12 protein-coding genes are annotated in these 15,859 nt (G+C 60.3%); 8 read left to right on the top strand and 4 right to left on the bottom strand.

Annotated features, from left to right (window positions below; all coding sequences use genetic code 11):
- The first annotated feature begins 59 nt into the window (after window positions 1-59).
- Genes lpxD through lpxB form a run of 5 tightly spaced genes read left to right on the top strand, consistent with a single transcriptional unit; the run spans window position 60 to window position 4,473 of the window.
- On the top strand, window positions 60-1,121 hold the full coding sequence (gene lpxD / locus P2W41_RS10550) for a UDP-3-O-(3-hydroxymyristoyl)glucosamine N-acyltransferase (protein WP_404933103.1): 1,062 nt from the start codon (window positions 60-62) through the stop codon (window positions 1,119-1,121).
- Window positions 1,114-1,584, top strand: coding sequence for a 3-hydroxyacyl-ACP dehydratase FabZ (gene fabZ, locus P2W41_RS10545; protein WP_292895517.1), 471 nt, complete (start codon window positions 1,114-1,116; stop codon window positions 1,582-1,584). The genes lpxD and fabZ overlap by 8 nt, the downstream gene beginning before the upstream one ends.
- Before the next feature lie 10 nt (window positions 1,585-1,594).
- A complete protein-coding gene (gene lpxA / locus P2W41_RS10540) occupies window positions 1,595-2,425 on the top strand; it encodes an acyl-ACP--UDP-N-acetylglucosamine O-acyltransferase (protein WP_404933102.1) in 831 nt (276 codons plus the stop codon).
- Entirely contained in the window at window positions 2,412-3,308 is an 897-nt protein-coding gene (locus tag P2W41_RS10535; RefSeq protein WP_404933101.1) for an LpxI family protein, read from the top strand. Before lpxA ends, P2W41_RS10535 begins: the two co-directional genes overlap by 14 nt.
- Window positions 3,298-4,473 (top strand): lipid-A-disaccharide synthase, encoded by a 1,176-nt coding sequence (gene lpxB / locus P2W41_RS10530; RefSeq protein ID WP_404933100.1) that lies wholly within the window; start codon window positions 3,298-3,300, stop codon window positions 4,471-4,473. Before P2W41_RS10535 ends, lpxB begins: the two co-directional genes overlap by 11 nt.
- Window positions 4,474-4,536: 63 nt before the next feature.
- On the opposite strand, the gene gltA is transcribed toward lpxB, so the two are convergent.
- Both gltA and gltX read right to left on the bottom strand, forming a co-directional pair.
- Window positions 4,537-5,832 carry a citrate synthase gene (gene gltA / locus P2W41_RS10525; RefSeq protein WP_292895525.1) on the bottom strand — a complete coding sequence of 432 codons (1,296 nt, stop codon included), beginning with the start codon at window positions 5,830-5,832 and terminating at the stop codon, window positions 4,537-4,539.
- Between the two features lie 195 nt (window positions 5,833-6,027).
- On the bottom strand, window positions 6,028-7,449 hold the full coding sequence (gene gltX / locus P2W41_RS10520; RefSeq protein WP_404933099.1) for a glutamate--tRNA ligase: 1,422 nt from the start codon (window positions 7,447-7,449) through the stop codon (window positions 6,028-6,030).
- Window positions 7,450-7,579: 130 nt separating this feature from the next.
- Between gltX and P2W41_RS10515 the strand changes: the two genes are divergently transcribed.
- The gene (locus tag P2W41_RS10515; protein ID WP_404933098.1) at window positions 7,580-10,000 is read left to right on the top strand and encodes a ComEC/Rec2 family competence protein; all 2,421 of its coding nucleotides are present in this window, start codon (window positions 7,580-7,582) and stop codon (window positions 9,998-10,000) included.
- A gap of 104 nt (window positions 10,001-10,104) precedes the next feature.
- Here P2W41_RS10515 and P2W41_RS10510 read toward each other — a convergent pair whose 3' ends face one another.
- Window positions 10,105-10,905: a DUF72 domain-containing protein gene (locus tag P2W41_RS10510; protein WP_404933097.1), complete on the bottom strand. Its 801-nt coding sequence runs from the start codon at window positions 10,903-10,905 to the stop codon at window positions 10,105-10,107.
- Window positions 10,906-10,912: 7 nt separating this feature from the next.
- A complete protein-coding gene (uvrA, locus tag P2W41_RS10505) occupies window positions 10,913-13,837 on the bottom strand; it encodes an excinuclease ABC subunit UvrA (RefSeq protein WP_292895533.1) in 2,925 nt (974 codons plus the stop codon).
- Window positions 13,838-14,829: 992 nt separating this feature from the next.
- On the opposite strand from uvrA, the gene P2W41_RS10500 reads away from it, so the two are divergent.
- Window positions 14,830-15,336: a single-stranded DNA-binding protein gene (locus P2W41_RS10500; protein ID WP_404933096.1), complete on the top strand. Its 507-nt coding sequence runs from the start codon at window positions 14,830-14,832 to the stop codon at window positions 15,334-15,336.
- Between the two features lie 29 nt (window positions 15,337-15,365).
- Window positions 15,366-15,779 carry a hypothetical protein gene (locus tag P2W41_RS10495; RefSeq protein WP_404933095.1) on the top strand — a complete coding sequence of 138 codons (414 nt, stop codon included), beginning with the start codon at window positions 15,366-15,368 and terminating at the stop codon, window positions 15,777-15,779.
- The last annotated feature ends 80 nt before the right edge of the window (window positions 15,780-15,859 follow it).

Below are 15,859 nucleotides of genomic sequence, written 5' to 3'. Positions count from 1 at the left end.
CGTGTTGCTGAAGCAGTTCCGTTTAGCCCGGGCCCTTTGGGTCCGGGCGAAAGGTTTCCATGAAGGACCCTGATTTTTTTCCTCCCGCACGCCGCATTACGGCAGGCGAGGTTGCCTCGCTGACGGGAGCCGAGCTCGCTCGCCCCGAGTTGGCGGAGGTTATGATCGAGGGCGTTGCTGCCGCATCTGACGGCGGTGCCGGCATGCTGGTTTTTATTGAGGGCAAGCGCAACGCCGAGCTCGTGCGCAACACGACGGCCGCTGCTGTCTTGTGCAAGCGCGAGGCGGCGGGGCATTGTCCGGAAACCGTGGCGGTGCTTATCGCCGATAAGCCGCAGGCGGCCTTTGCGCAGATAACGCGCCTTCTCTTCCCTCAGGCCATGAGCCCCGGAACGATGACCGGAGAGACCGGAATTTCCAACCGGGCGAGCGTCGCGGTCGATGCCGTTCTCGAGGATGGCGTGATCGTGGAACCCGGTGCCGTCATCGGAAGAGGCGTCATGATCGGCCGTGGGACGATCATTGCCCCCAACGCCGTGATCGGAACCTCGACCCGGATCGGTCGGGACAGCTATGTGGGGCCCGGCGCTTCGGTGCAATGCGCCATGGTCGGCGACCGTGTCATTCTTCACGCTGGCGTCCGGATCGGCCAGGATGGGTTCGGCTATTTGCCAGGTGCCAGGGGGCTTGAAAAGCTGCCGCAGATCGGCCGCGTCGTCATTCAGGATGATGTCGAGATCGGCGCCAACACCACAGTGGACCGCGGCGCTCTCGTTGATACGGTTATCGGGCAGGGGACGAAGATCGATAACCTGGTGCAGGTGGCGCACAATGTTCGCATCGGCCGAAGCTGCATCATCGCCGGAAACTGTGGCCTTTCGGGATCCGTGACGCTCGGCGATTTCGTCATGCTGGGTGGCAGGGTCGGCATTGCTGATCATATCAATATTGGTACCGGTGCGCAGCTTGCCGCATCCAGCGGCGTCATGAACGACGTGCCGCCGGGCGAGCGTTGGGCCGGTTCTCCCGCCCAGCCGATACGCGAGGCCTTTCGCGAGCTGGCTGCCCTGCGGGGGCTGGTAGACGGGAAGAGAAAGAAGATGAGGGACGGGGATGAGTGACACCGCTTCGACCACGCTTGAAAGCCTGGATATCATGGATCTGATGCGGTTACTTCCGCATCGTTATCCTTTTCTTCTGGTCGACAGGATCATCGAGATTGATGGCGACCGTTCCGCCATCGGCATCAAGAATGTCACCATGAACGAGCCTCATTTCACGGGGCATTTTCCGACGCAACCGGTGATGCCGGGCGTCCTGATCGTTGAGGCGATGGCGCAGACTGCTGGCGCGATCTGCATCAACAATGCCGGCGACGACAGTCCCTCACTGGTCTATTTCATGACCATCGATAACGCGAAGTTCCGCAAGCCGGTGGTTCCCGGCGACCGTCTTGAGATCCATGTGACCAAGGTTAAACAACGCGGGAACATCTGGAAGTTTGATTGCGTCGCCAAGGTGGACGAGGCCAAGGTTGCCGAGGCCGTCATTTCGGCGATGATGTCTGTGGAACAGGCGAGCTGACGGGAATTTCATGCCGCGCGACACTGTCATTCACCCTTCGGCTGTCATTGAACCTGGCGCAGAACTGGGCCAGGGGGTTCGTATCGGGCCTTTTTGCCACGTATCTTCAGGCGCCCGGCTGCACGATGACGTGGAACTGATCGGCCACGTGACCATCATGGGCGACACGACACTTGGCGAGTCATGCCAGGTCTATCCGCAGGCCGTTCTTGGTGCTCCCCCGCAAAACTTCAAGCACAAGGGTGGCAAGAGCACGCTCGAGGTCGGGGCGCACTGCGTTATCCGCGAAGGGGTGACTTTTCATGCCGGCACGGACACCAGTCGCGGAAAGACCACGGTCGGTTCGCACGGCCTCTTCATGGCCTACTCGCATGTGGCGCACGACAGCGATGTGGGCAATCATGTCACCATGGCGAATTATGCCGGCCTCGGCGGTCATGCCGAGATTGGCGATCATGTGATCATTTCGGGCTATGCCGCAGTCCATCAGTTCGTGCGGATTGGCCATCACGCATTTTTGGGCGGCTTTGCCGCCGTGGTGGGCGATGTCATCCCCTACGGAATGGCGGTGGGGGATCGCGCATGTCTGCGCGGTCTCAATCTCATCGGTCTCAAACGCTCCGGCATGCCGCGAGAGGATATTGCAGCCCTGAGGAAGGCCTACAGGATGCTCTTCGCGGAGGGTAATTCGCTGGATGAGAACGCCCGCGCTGTCCGCAGCGCCTATCCCTCTTCACAGCTGATCGGCGATATTGTTGCCTTTGTTGGTGGCCGGGACAAGCGTCACTTCACCCTCCCGGCGCGTGGCAGAGGCGCCTCCGAGGATGATGATACAGGCTGATAAACAATCGGTTCTGCCGGAAGCCTCCCGCATCGCGGTTGTGGCCGGCAGCGGAGCACTGCCACGGGATGTGGTCCGCACTCTCGTTAAGGGCGGGCACAGGCCGATTGTCATTGCCATTGAAGGTGAAGCAGACTGGCTCGGTGGCGAGAATGTCGCCGAGTTCGACCTTTGGCCAGCCCCCGCCGAACGCTTGGCATTGTTCCTGCCAAAGCTGCAACGCGCCGGCGTGACGCATCTCGTGCTCGCCGGAGGCGTGAGCCGCCGGCCGCCCATTCTGAAAGTCAGGTTGGGATGGGACATTTTTCGCGCTCTTCCCAAACTGGTGACCGCTTACGCAAAAGGGGACGACGGGCTCCTGCGCGCCGTGATAGCGTATATAGAATCCAGGGGAATTCGCGTGTTGGGCGCGCATGAGATTGCGCCGGAGCTTCTCGCGCCGGAAGGTGTAATGACCCGCATCAGCCCGAAAGCATCGGACAGAATGGATCTGCAGGCCGCCTATGAGGCAGCCCGGGTGATCGGTTCGCTCGACATCGGTCAGGCGGCGATCGCTGTGGGCGGCCGGGCTGTGGCTCTGGAAGGGATTGAAGGAACTGCAGGGCTGCTTGAGCGTATGCAAGGCATGCGCAACCATGGTCGCCTTGCGGGAAAGACGGGCGGAGCACTTGTGAAATGCGCCAAGCCGGATCAGGAAAAACGCGCCGACATGCCGACCATCGGCCCTGACACGATAAAGGCGGCACATGCTGCCGGGCTCTCCGGTGTCGGGGTCGAGGCCGGACGCTCGCTGATTCTTGATTATGCGACCACGGTCAGACTGGCAGACGAGCACGGCCTGTTCGTGATCGGACTTGATCCGGAGGCGAAGGATGAACGCTGATCGCCGCCCTTTGAGGATTGCCATTATCGCCGGTGAGGAATCCGGGGATCTTCTGGGGGCAGACCTCGTAGAGGCGCTGCGCAGGATGAGCGGAGCGAATGTCGAGCTTATGGGGGTTGGGGGGCGTGGACTCATCGCGCGCGGTCTGGACTCGTTTTTTGATGCTGAAGAAATCGCCCTGATGGGGATCAGCGCCATTGTGCGCGACCTGCCCAGGTTAATACGCCGCATCGGCCAGACGGCAAAGGCCATTGCTGACGCAGAGCCCGACTGCCTGATCACCATCGACAGTCCGGAGTTCAGCCTCCGCGTCGCAAAGAAGGTGCGCGCGCTCGCACCCTCCATCCCGATTATCCACTACGTGTGTCCAAGCGTTTGGGCGTGGCGGCCGGGAAGGGCGCCTGCCATGCGCCCGCATGTCGACGAGGTTCTCTGCCTTTTGCCGTTCGAACCGGCGGAACTGGAACGGCTCGGCGGCCCGACCGGAACCTTTGTAGGCCATCGCCTGGCAAGCGAGCCGAATATTCTGGCTGCGGCGCAGGCGCATCTGTCAGGGGCGGCCAAAGCGTCTGACGGGCAGCGGTCCCTGCTTCTCCTGCCTGGATCACGCCGTGGCGAGGTCTCGCGTCTTCTCCAGCCTTTTGGAGAAACCGTGCGCCACCTTCATGACGCCGGTCACGACTTCCGTGTGGTGATGCCCACCGTTCCGCACGTTTCGTCCATGATCGAGGCTGCGGTGAAGGACTGGCCTCAAAAACCCGAGATCATCCTCGATCACGAGCGCAAATGGCAGGCCTTCGCCGAGGCAGATGCAGCACTGGCGTGTTCAGGAACCGTCTCTCTGGAGCTGGCTCTCGCGCGCGTGCCGACGATCCTTTGCTACAAGACGGATTTCGCGGCGCGCGCGCTCATTCCGCTGATCACGGTGTGGTCTGCGGCCCTGCCGAATCTGATCGCCGGTTGGCCGGTCGTGCCTGAACATTTCAATCAATATATCCGGCCGTCATATCTCGCCCGTCAGGTCACGACATTGTGGGACGAAAAGCCCGCGCGCGCCGCACAGATGTCCGGTTTCCAGGAAATCGCCGACGCTCTGGCTACAGAAAGACCTTCCGGCGAGATTGCCGCGCAGGTGGTGCTCCGGCACATCGCACGCGCCGCCTGAACCAGACCCGCATAAAAAAAGCCCCGCCTATGACAGCGGGGCATTTTTGTCGTCGATCAGAGCTTAGCGCTTGGCGATCGGCACATAGTCGCGCTGGGTTGCGCCCGTGTAGAGCTGGCGCGGGCGACCGATCTTCTGCTTCGGATCCTCAATCATCTCTTTCCACTGGGCGATCCAGCCGACGGTGCGCGCGAGCGCAAAAAGCACCGTGAACATGGTGGTGGGGAAACCCAGTGCCTTCAGCGTGATGCCGGAATAGAAGTCGATGTTCGGGTATAGCTTCTTCTCGATGAAGTACTCATCTGTCAGCGCGATACGCTCCAGCTCCATGGCGATGTCGAGCTGCGGATCGTCCTTGATGCCCAGTTCGCTTAACACCTCGTGGCAGGTCTTCTGCATGATCTTCGCGCGCGGGTCGTAGTTCTTGTAGACCCGGTGGCCAAAGCCCATGAGGCGGAATGGATCGTTCTTGTCCTTGGCGCGATCAATGAACTCGGGAATGCGATCGACCGAACCGATTTCGTCCAGCATGTTGAGCGCCGCCTCGTTTGCGCCCCCATGGGCAGGGCCCCACAGGCAGGCGATGCCAGCGGCGATGCAGGCAAACGGATTGGCGCCGGAAGAGCCGGCCAGACGCACCGTCGAGGTGGAAGCGTTCTGCTCGTGGTCGGCATGCAGGATGAAAATCCGCTCCATGGCGCGCGCCAGAACCGGGTTCACCTTGTATTCCTCGCACGGGACCGAGAAGCACATGTGCAGGAAGTTCGCCGCATAGCCGAGGTCGTTCTTCGGATAAACGAAGGGCTGCCCGACGTGATACTTGTAGGCCATCGCCGCAATGGTCGGCATTTTCGCGATCATGCGCAGGCTAGCCACCATGCGCTGATGCGGGTCGGAAATATCCGTGGAATCGTGATAGAATGCCGACATGGCGCCCACCACACCGCACATAACCGCCATCGGGTGCGCGTCACGGCGAAAACCGGTGAAGAAGCGATTCATCTGCTCATGCACCATTGTGTGGTGCGTCACGCGGTAGTCGAAATCCTCCTTCTGCGCCTTGGTTGGCAGTTCGCCATAAAGCAGCAGATAGCAGGTCTCCAGAAAATCGCCGTGCTCGGCCAGTTGCTCAATCGGATAGCCGCGGTGGAGAAGGATGCCTTCATCGCCGTCAATATAGGTGATCTTCGATTCGCAGCTTGCCGTGGAGGTGAAGCCCGGATCGTAAGTGAACATCCCGGTGTCTTTGTAGAGCGAGGTGATGTTGACGACATCCGGGCCCACGCTACCCTTCAAAATCTCGAATTCGTGCCCGTTTTCCTGGCCGCCAATTTCCAGCTTCGCAGTTGGTTTGGTCATCGCAATCACCTCTCACTTCAAGGAACTTGGCGCCAGAAAACTGTCGCCCAAACAATATTGCCGGCGGTCGAGCGCGCGAAATAGCTAACGCATTTCCCCCGTGGTGCCAAGCGCGTGCAGCATCTGAATATTGCAGTGCAGCACACCCCTGGTGATCAAACCCAGTCCGCAAGCCTGATCCTCTGCGGGACGAAGCTAGGCAGCCTGATCGCGGATTCGCGCCAAACTCTCCTCTCGCCCAAGAACGGAAAGAACATCGAAGATGCCTGGCGATGTGGTGCGCCCGACGAGCGCTGCCCTCAACGGTTGGGCGACTTTGCCAAGCTTGCGTTCGGTCTGTTCCGCGAAAGCGCGGACAGCTGCTTCGATATTCGCAAGGGTCCAATCGTCGACATTTTGCAATACGGGAAGAATTTCCGCAAGCAGTTGACGCGCATTCTCATCCAGCAGCTGATCGGCTTTTTCATCGATTGAGAGCGGTCTTTCCGCGAACAGAAAGCTCGCGCTATCAACAAGTTCAACCAAGGTTTTGGCGCGCTCTTTCAAGCCCGGAAGAGCCTGTAAAAACTGGTCTTTCCGCGTCTCGTCCAGAGCGTCGAGGAGTGCTTTTCCTCCTTCGAGATACGGCAGTGTATCGATCAGAATGTCGAGCAACCTTGCATCGTCCATCTGCCGCATATGCACGCCGTTGAGCGCTTCCAGCTTCTGGAAGTCGAAGCGTGCGGCGCCCTTGTTCACGTCGGTGATGTCGAACCAGCGAATCATGTCTTCGTCGGACATGATCTCGTCGTCTCCATGGCTCCAGCCCAATCGTGCCAGATAGTTGCGCAAGGCCGAGGGAAGGTAACCCATCTCCCTATAAGCCTCGACGCCCAGCGCGCCATGCCGTTTGGAGAGTTTCGCGCCGTCTGGCCCATGAATAAGCGGGATATGGGCCATCACCGGCACCTCCCAGCCCATGGCCCTGTAGATCACTGTCTGGCGTGCGGCATTGGTCAGATGATCGTCGCCGCGGATGATGTGTGTGACGCCCATATCATGGTCGTCCACCACCACGGCATGCATGTATGTGGGGGATCCATCGGAACGCAGGATAATGAAATCGTCGAGATCCTTGTTGGGAAAGCGCACCGTGCCCTGCACCTGATCCTCGACGACCGTTTCCCCGTCTTGCGGTGTCTTGATACGGATGACCGGCTTGATCCCTTCAGGAGCCTCCGACGGATCACGGTCACGCCAGGTACCGTCATAGCGGGGTGGGCGCCCCTCGGCGCGCGCCTTCTCACGCATCGCTTCCAGCTCTTCGGGCGAGCTGTAGCAGTAGTAGGCTTCTCCCTTGGCAACGAGCTCCTCCGCGACCGCGCGGTGCCGGTCTGCCCGCGCAAACTGGGAGACAGGCTCGCCATCGCAATCGAGTCCGAGCCAGGCAAGCCCGTCGAGGATTGCGGCGGTGGCCTCTTCGGTCGAACGCTGCCGGTCGGTGTCTTCGATGCGCAACAGCATTTTCCCGCCGGTATGGCGCGCATAAAGCCAGTTGAATAGGGCCGTTCGCGCACCGCCGATGTGCAAATATCCGGTGGGTGAGGGCGCAAAGCGCGTGACGACGGGTCTGCTCATGAATCTATCCCGGGATTTGATGCGGTCTCACGGCCTTTTGAAAGGTATGCGATACCGCAGGTGGTCTTTGGCTGGCTGTCATGTAGCATAGAACGGTCGGGGCGCAAGCATGGCACGGGGAGGCCAGGCGATGGGGGGCGAACTGGCGGTTGCAGAGAGCGACGAGCGGGCCCAGTTCGCTGTCGGCACGCAAACGCCGGAAGCTGAAGACGCAACACAGAGCATTGGAGTGTGGCCGGCGCGCCCCGTGTATGCGCCGGTTGCAGCACGAAAGCTCGTTTTGCTCGCCCCGCTCTGGCAGACGTGGAGTGCGGGGATACACGCTGCACTCTCGCAGGAATCATCTAGAGGCACGCTGTTCCTTTGGCTCCCTGTCCTGCTTGGCGGCGGCGCACTTGCATATTTCGCATTACCGGTCGAACCGCCAGCCTATGCTGTCGTCAGCGGTCTGCTCGCGCTCACCCTTGTGGCTTTCCTGGCGTCGGGAAAACCTGTTCTTCGTGTCGCCGCCCTTGCCGCATTGATCGTTCTTCTCGGGCTTTCATGCGCGAAGGTCGAAACCTGGCGGGCCGCCACACCCATGCTCGGCGCCGACGTGACGACGCGGCTTACAGCCCGCGTGGTCAGCATTGAACCGCGAGCGAACGGGCGCTCTCGTTTGACCGTGGATGTGGTTGCCACCGAACGCCCGCACTTGCGCTATGCGCCGGAGCGCGCGCGTTTGTCGGCACGCTCCATCCCAGACGGATTGAGCCCGGGCGATGGAGTTCAGGGCCTGGTGCGCCTCATGACACCTTCGGGTCCGGTGCGCCCGCACGCCTACGATTTTTCGTTTGAGAGCTATTTTGACGGCCTCGGGGCTGTGGGCTTTTTCATGCGGGAGCCGGAGCGTGTCGAGATCGACCGGCCATTCGGAAGAGCGAAGTGGGCTTTATCCACGCTCCAGGGATTGCGGGAGTCTCTTGCCGAGAGACTTCGCAGCCGGGTGGGAGGAGCGGAAGGAGAGGTGGCTGCGGCGCTGATTACCGGGATGAGAGGGGGCATACCGGAACATTACAATGAAGATCTGCGTCGGGCCGGACTGGCGCATGTTCTTGCCATTTCGGGGCTGCACATGGCACTCGCGGCCTTCACGATAATTGGCGCTGCAAGGCTGGGCTTCGCGTTGTTCCCCGGTTTTTCTTCGCGTCATCCGGTGCGCAAATACGCAGCGGCTGTCGCCCTGCTTGTCTGTTTCTTCTATTTGCTCGTCTCCGGTGGCGGTGTGGCGGCTCAGCGCAGCTTTCTCATGCTCGCGGTCATGCTCCTGGCCCTGTTGTTCGATCGCGCTGCTTTAACCATGCGCAACCTGGCTGTTGCGGCCCTGATCGTGATTGTCACGACGCCCCACGAAGTCGTGGGACCGGGCTTCCAGATGTCTTTTTCGGCAACTGCGGCACTCATCGCCGGCTATGCGGCGTGGAATGCGCACCGCGCCAAACGGCTCTCCCGAAAACCGTATGTGGAGCGGAAAGGCACTGCGAGGCTCGTCCATCTCATCTTCATCTCTATCGGCGGTATCGCGCTCACATCGCTGATCGCCGGGACAGCGACAACCCTCTATGGTGTGTGGCATTTCCAGCGGGCATCGCCACTTGCTCTTGGAGCCAACCTGGCGGCAATGCCCGTGGTTTCTCTGGTGGTGATGCCTTCGGCCGTGGCGGCGATAGCCACAATGCCGCTCAACCTTGATGGATGGCCATTGGCCTTGATGGGGTGGGGTATCTCGACGGTCATGGGCATCGCCCGGTGGTTTTCTGAGCAAACCCCCTTCGATGCGACCGGCGCGATACCACTCTCCGCCACGCTGAGCCTGACCGCTGCGCTTGCAATCCTCACCATGACAACGACCAGACTGCGGTTGGCTGCGCTGCCCTTTCTTGTGTTGGGGCTCATCCTCGTTTCAGCGCGTGGTCTGCCTGATGTTTTAGTATCCGAAGATGCGCGACTGGTGGCTGTGCGCGCGCACGATGGCGCCCTTACAGTCAACCGCAAGAGACCCAACGCGTTTTCTCTGGAAAACTGGCTGCGAGCTGCCGGAACAGAAGTAGTCCGCAAACCGGAAGTGTTGAGAGGAGCGGGGACGGCCGCGCTCCTTGCCCGGGCGACGACAAATCACTTTCTGTGCAACGATGCCTTCTGCGTGCTACGCCATGAACGTGGAGCGATCATTGCGCATGTGATGAAAACCGAGCTGCCCACGTCCCGCCTACTTCTTCATGAACTGTGTGGGGCCACGGATCTCATCGTCATCAATGATGCGCGTATCGATCGACCGTGTAAGGCTGGTCGTGCACAAACAATCACGGCGCGTACCCTGGCTCGACGGGGGAGCGCCGAGATACGGTTAGGACACAATGGTTCTGATCCGTCCCTGATCAGGATTGCTTTTGCGATCAGTGAACCCTATCGACCATGGCATGAGCAGCGCCAGTTTTCACGCGCCGCTCGCGGCCTGGGACCATACAAACGCACCCGGAAAACTTCCGGGAAGCCCGATAAAAACTCGTAAAAAAACCGAGCCTTAAGTCAAAGATCAAAGGCTTTTATTTAGCCCGCGCCCCGACCTGTGACCGGTCGCGCCAAGACTTTAAGAACGGCACTGCCCACGGTGAGCTAGCCCGCACGCTCCATGAATGCTCTGGCGGCATGCGGCGCGCGGATCTTTCCTTCATGGATGAAATAGACGAACACATCTCGCGGCTCTCTCTCCGGCGTGAAGGCCTGGTCCATGAGAGGCAGGTCGTCTGGCTGGCCGCCCTCGGCCCAAAGCTTCGCGCGCTTGACCCATGCATCAAGCTCTGTGGGAGCATAAGCTGTCGGAATATCGTCCTCGCCGCGCTGAAGACGGGCATAGACGAAATCACCGGTCACATCGGCGACTTCCGGATATGTGTTGTGATGCGCATAGCAGATCGCGGCACCATACTTGCGCACGAGTTGAGGAAACTCCGGCGTACAGAAGGTCTCGTTGCGCACTTCCAGAACGTGTCGGAGCCGAACCCCGTCGCGCTCGGATGGTAGAAGCTGCAGAAATCCCTCAAAATCCTCCGGGTCGAACTTTTTGGTAGGAGCGAACTGCCAGACGAGCGGGCCGAGCTTCTCCCCGATCTCGGAAATGCCTGAGTCAAGAAATTTCTCAAGAGATTCAGATGCTTCCGAAAGCACCTTACGGTTCGTCACAAAGCGGTTGCCTTTGAGTGAAAACACAAACCCTTCCGGCGCCTCACTCGCCCATTTGGCATAGGTCGCCGGTTTCTGGCTGCCGTAATAGGTGCCGTTCACCTCGATCGTCGGCACCTGTCGTGAGGCATATTCGAGCTGCCGCTTCTTTGGCAGGTCATCCGGGTAGAATGTTCCTTCCCAAGGCTGAAACGTCCAGCCGCCCATGCCCGCGCGAATGGTGCCAGTAGTCATGGGTCTCTTACTCCGCTGCCTGTGCCTTGCCCGCAGGCCGGCGCTCGAGAAGTTCTTTGAGGAATTTGCCGGTGTAGCTGCGCGGTTCCGCCATGATGTCGTCTATGGAGCCCGAGGCAACCAGTTCGCCGCCGCCATCGCCGCCCTCCGGTCCAAGATCGAGAATCCAGTCGGCGGTCTTGATGACTTCCAGATTGTGTTCGATCACGACGACCGTGTTGCCCTGATCGACCAGCTCATGCAGCACTTCAAGCAGCTTTGCCACATCATGAAAATGGAGGCCGGTGGTGGGCTCGTCCAGAATGTAGAGCGTGCGTCCAGTGGCCCGTTTCGAGAGCTCCTTGGCGAGCTTGATGCGCTGCGCCTCACCGCCCGAAAGGGTCGTGGCCTGCTGCCCGATATGGATATAGCCGAGGCCGACACGGGCCAGGGTGACCAGCTTGTCGCGAACGGCGGGCACGGCTGCGAAAAATTCCACCCCTTCGTCCACCGTCATTTCCAGCACGTCGGCAATAGACTTGCCCTTGAAGGTCACTTCCAGTGTTTCGCGATTGTAGCGCTTGCCGTGGCAGACATCGCAGGTCACGTAAACATCCGGCAGAAAGTGCATCTCGATCTTGATCACGCCGTCACCCTGGCAGGCCTCGCAGCGACCGCCCTTGACGTTGAACGAAAAGCGTCCGGGCTGGTAGCCACGCGCCTTTGCTTCGGGCAGGCCCGCAAACCAGTCACGGATTGGCGTGAACGCACCGGTATAGGTCGCCGGGTTGGAGCGCGGGGTCCGTCCGATCGGCGACTGATCGATGTCGATCACCTTGTCGAGATGTTCCAGGCCTTCGATCCTGTCGTGTTCGGCGGGCTGTTCCCGTGACCCCATGATCCGCCGAGACGCGGCTTTGAAAACCGTCTCGATGAGAAGTGTCGACTTGCCGCCGCCCGAAACGCCGGTGACGCAGGCAAACGTGCCGAGCGGCACTTCCGCCGTCACGTCCTTCAAATTGTTTCCACGCGCCCCCACCACGCGGATACGCCGCTTCTTGGGGATTTCCCGGCGCTGCTCGGGCATCTTGATCCCCATCGCACCCGTCAGATACTTGCCGGTGACGGAGGCCGGGTTGGCCATGATGTCGCGCGGGGTTCCTTCGGCGATGATCTGTCCGCCATGAACGCCGGCCGCCGGTCCGATGTCGACCACGTGGTCCGCCGTCAGAATTGCGTCCTCGTCATGCTCGACCACGATCACCGTGTTGCCGAGGTCACGCAAATGCCTGAGTGTTGCCAGAAGCCGGTCATTGTCGCGCTGATGCAGGCCGATGGACGGTTCGTCAAGGACGTAGAGAACCCCCGTCAGACCCGAGCCGATCTGCGAGGCAAGCCGGATGCGCTGGCTCTCGCCGCCTGACAGCGTGCCCGAATTGCGCGACAGCGTCAGATAGTCGAGCCCCACATCGTTGAGAAAGCGCAGCCGCTCGCGGATTTCCTTCAGGATACGAACCGCGATTTCGTTCTGCTTGTCGTTGAGACGTTTTGGCAGGTCTTCAAACCAGGCACCCGCTTTGCGGATCGACATTTCTGTGACCTGACCGATATGCAGGCCGTCGATTTTCACGGCCAGCGCCTCGGGTTTCAGGCGGTGGCCGCCACAGGCCGGGCAGGGGTGGGCCGACATGTAGCGCTCGATCTCCTCGCGCATCCAGGCCGATTCCGTCTCCTTCCAGCGACGCTGGAGATTGACCACCACACCCTCAAACGGCTTCGTGGTGCGGTAGCTGCGCAGGCCGTCATCATAATCGAAAACGATCTTCTTCGACCCCGTGCCGTTCAGGATCGCATCCTGTCCCTCAGCCGGCAGGTCGCGCCAGCGGTCGCCGACCTTGAAGCCATATTCACGGCCAAGCGCCTCCAGCGTCTGCAAATAATAGGGCGAGGTCGATTTTGCCCAGGGCGCGATCGCGCCTTCGCGCAGGATCGCATTGTCGTCCGGAACCACCAGGTTCGGATCGATGGCGCGCTGGCTGCCGAGCCCGTCGCAGGTGGGGCAGGCGCCCGCCGGATTGTTGAACGAAAACAGACGCGGCTCGATCTCCGGGATCGTGAAACCTGATACGGGACAGGCGAACTTTTCCGAAAAGACGACCCGCTCATGCGTCTCGTTCTTTGACTTGTTCGCCCCACCGCCCCTGGCCGTTGCCTCGTCGGAAAGCGGCTTGTCGGCAAACTCGGCAATTGCCAGTCCTTCGGCAAGCTTCAGACAGGTCTCAAGCGAGTCGGCAAGGCGTGTCGCCAGGTCATCGCGTACCACGACGCGGTCAACCACCACGTCGATGTCATGCTTGTATTTCTTGTCGAGCGCCGGCACCTCGGCAATTTCGTAGAACGTGCCGTCCACCTTGACGCGTTGAAACCCCTTCTTCTGGAGCTCGGCCATTTCCTTGCGATATTCGCCTTTGCGCCCGCGCACGATGGGGGCGAGAATATAAAGCCGCGTGCCTTCCTCAAGCGCCATCACCCGGTCGACCATCTGGCTGACCGTCTGGCTTTCGATGGGCAGGCCGGTTGCCGGTGAATAGGGCACGCCCACCCGCGCGAAAAGCAGGCGCATATAGTCATAGATCTCCGTCACCGTACCAACGGTGGAGCGGGGGTTCTTCGACGTTGTCTTCTGTTCGATGGAAATCGCTGGTGAAAGCCCGTCGATCTGATCGACATCCGGCTTCTGCATCATTTCCAGGAACTGACGCGCATAGGCCGAAAGGCTCTCCACATAGCGCCGCTGGCCCTCGGCATAGATCGTATCGAAGGCGAGCGACGACTTTCCCGAACCCGAAAGGCCCGTCATGACGATCAGCTTCTCGCGCGGCAGGTCGAGATCGACATTCTTCAGATTGTGCTCACGCGCGCCGCGGATGGTAATGAATTTGTGTTCTGGCATGCCCCGTCGCTGCCTGTTTTGAGAAACTGGATCGGCCGGCCGCATGCCGGTCTGTGCATCATGTAGGAAGCGGCATGCAAATGTCGACATCCGGGCCAGAATGACATCGTGCCGACAGCGCTCCGCCGCGCGCGTCCGAGCCGCTCTCCGAAATGCTCCCCAATATGCTCAGAAGCATGCTCAAGACGCAGACAAACACGCATCTTCCCTTTAACACGCGTCGCCCGGCCCACCGCAAGCAAAAAGAACAAAAAACGAACGCTCTCCTGACAATTCTGACAGATCTGCGTCTGGCGTTACACAGATCACATTTCAGGGCGCTGCAGGGCATCTGCTTGACCACAGGAGCCTGAAGGCGCAGTATATTTTAGTCAGCGCTCGCGGTTTGAGTGCTCCGCGGAGATGCCGGTGGGCATATCTGCAAGCATGGGCCGCTTGAGCGGGCTGATGCCGAGCAATTGGCGAAACGCGAAGAAGGAGGAAGGCATGACTCCACCTGACCGATCCACCGGGCTTCGCCTCGGTCGCGAAGCCACAGCCGGCTGATCGGTTCGCGACACATTCGCCGCCTGGCGCGGAAAAATGTGTTTCGATACCGGTCCATGGCGAATGGCGTTTCTGGAGAACGCAATCGTCGGCAGGCACGACAACGCTGGCGGCTGGCTGCCCCCCGAAAACTGAATCTATCTGAAGACAGGGGGTGTGATACTTCCCTGCCTTATGACACCGGTAAACCATTCCCGGTATGGAGGGTCTGAAGACCCGGAGCCCCGTGCGACCAACAGGCGGCGGGGCTTTCTCCATGAGATCGTTCCCTTTATCTAGGATCCAGTTCCACTGAACAGGCGGCATTGACGCTGTCGCATGAATGTGAACATAATAGGAACAAATGAGCTGTGGACGAGAGGCGGGGCACTGCAGGCGGGGAGCGCGCGGCAGACCGGCTTGCGATAAAGTGCGCGGCAGATTTCGGACAAGCGTGGAGAAGCGTTATGGCGGGCAGCGTCAACAAGGTCATTCTGGTGGGAAATCTGGGTGCTGATCCCGAGATCCGCCGGCTCAATTCCGGCGATCCGGTGGTCAATATGCGCATTGCGACCTCCGAAACGTGGCGCGATCGCCAGTCGGGTGAGCGCCGCGAGCGCACCGAATGGCACAATGTCGTGATCTTCAACGACAACCTCGCCAAGGTGGCCGAGCAATATCTGAAAAAGGGCGCGAAGGTTTATATCGAGGGCCAGCTTCAGACGCGTAAATGGACTGACCAGAATGGTCAGGAACGCTACACGACTGAAGTTGTGTTGCAGAAATTCCGCGGCGAGTTGCAGATGCTCGACACGCGTGGACAGGGTGGCGACAATCAGGTCGGCTATAGCGGCGGCGGCAGCCGCGGTTCTGATTTCGGCCAGTCAGGCCCGGCCGATAGCAGCGGTGGCGGCGGTGGCGGTGGCGGCGGTGGCGGCTACTCACAGAACCTGGACGACGAAATCCCGTTCTGATCGGATACTTTGATATGTGGAGACCCGGCATGGCCAGCCCGCACCATGGAGCCAGACATGGTTTTCGGGCGGGCGGTGCCGGCTCCTTTATGTTCGCGCTTATGTTCGCATCGACAGCGTTCGCTGGTGAAGCGGACGTCGTAAATGTCAACGTCCTCGCCGAATCAGCCGGAACCTATAGTTTTGAGGTTACCGTCGTGCATTCCGATGAAGGTTGGGAGCACTATGCAGACCGATGGGATGTGCTCGACGATGCCGGCAATATCCTTGGCTCGCGCAAACTTCTGCACCCGCATGTCGACGAGCAGCCATTCACCCGGAGCTTGTCCGGCATTGCGCTGCCGGGTGGTCTCACGCATGTCACCGTCCGAGCCCATGACGCGGTTCACGGATATGGCGGCAAGGAGATGAAGGTCTCCATTCCTGGTCGAACAGGGCAATAAAACCTCATATATTCCGCGCCCGTCGGGTGTTGTGCGCCTTCATTCCCCCCCAAAAAAAACCAGTCACCGGAAGAGAGGCT

Origin of the sequence: Nitratireductor sp. L15S-10 (genome assembly GCF_045011005.1) — a bacterium.
Taxonomy (GTDB): domain Bacteria; phylum Pseudomonadota; class Alphaproteobacteria; order Rhizobiales; family Rhizobiaceae; genus Nitratireductor.
Note: the sequence above shows the minus strand (reverse complement) of the source record. Positions and strands in the feature narration are given on the sequence as shown.

Bases quoted from the DNA above. Each gene is read 5' to 3' on its own strand.
- P2W41_RS10515 (WP_404933098.1), top strand. From the start codon at position 7,580: ATGGGGGGCGAACTGGCGGTTGCAGAGAGCGACGAGCGGGCCCAGTTC.
- fabZ (WP_292895517.1), top strand. From the start codon at position 1,114: ATGAGTGACACCGCTTCGACCACGCTTGAAAGCCTGGATATCATGGAT.
- gltX (WP_404933099.1), bottom strand. From the start codon at position 7,449: ATGAGCAGACCCGTCGTCACGCGCTTTGCGCCCTCACCCACCGGATAT.
- P2W41_RS10500 (WP_404933096.1), top strand. From the start codon at position 14,830: ATGGCGGGCAGCGTCAACAAGGTCATTCTGGTGGGAAATCTGGGTGCT.
- P2W41_RS10510 (WP_404933097.1), bottom strand. From the start codon at position 10,905: ATGACTACTGGCACCATTCGCGCGGGCATGGGCGGCTGGACGTTTCAG.
- P2W41_RS10495 (WP_404933095.1), top strand. From the start codon at position 15,366: ATGGCCAGCCCGCACCATGGAGCCAGACATGGTTTTCGGGCGGGCGGT.
- lpxD (WP_404933103.1), top strand. From the start codon at position 60: ATGAAGGACCCTGATTTTTTTCCTCCCGCACGCCGCATTACGGCAGGC.
- lpxA (WP_404933102.1), top strand. From the start codon at position 1,595: ATGCCGCGCGACACTGTCATTCACCCTTCGGCTGTCATTGAACCTGGC.
- lpxB (WP_404933100.1), top strand. From the start codon at position 3,298: ATGAACGCTGATCGCCGCCCTTTGAGGATTGCCATTATCGCCGGTGAG.
- uvrA (WP_292895533.1), bottom strand. From the start codon at position 13,837: ATGCCAGAACACAAATTCATTACCATCCGCGGCGCGCGTGAGCACAAT.
- P2W41_RS10535 (WP_404933101.1), top strand. From the start codon at position 2,412: ATGATACAGGCTGATAAACAATCGGTTCTGCCGGAAGCCTCCCGCATC.
- gltA (WP_292895525.1), bottom strand. From the start codon at position 5,832: ATGACCAAACCAACTGCGAAGCTGGAAATTGGCGGCCAGGAAAACGGG.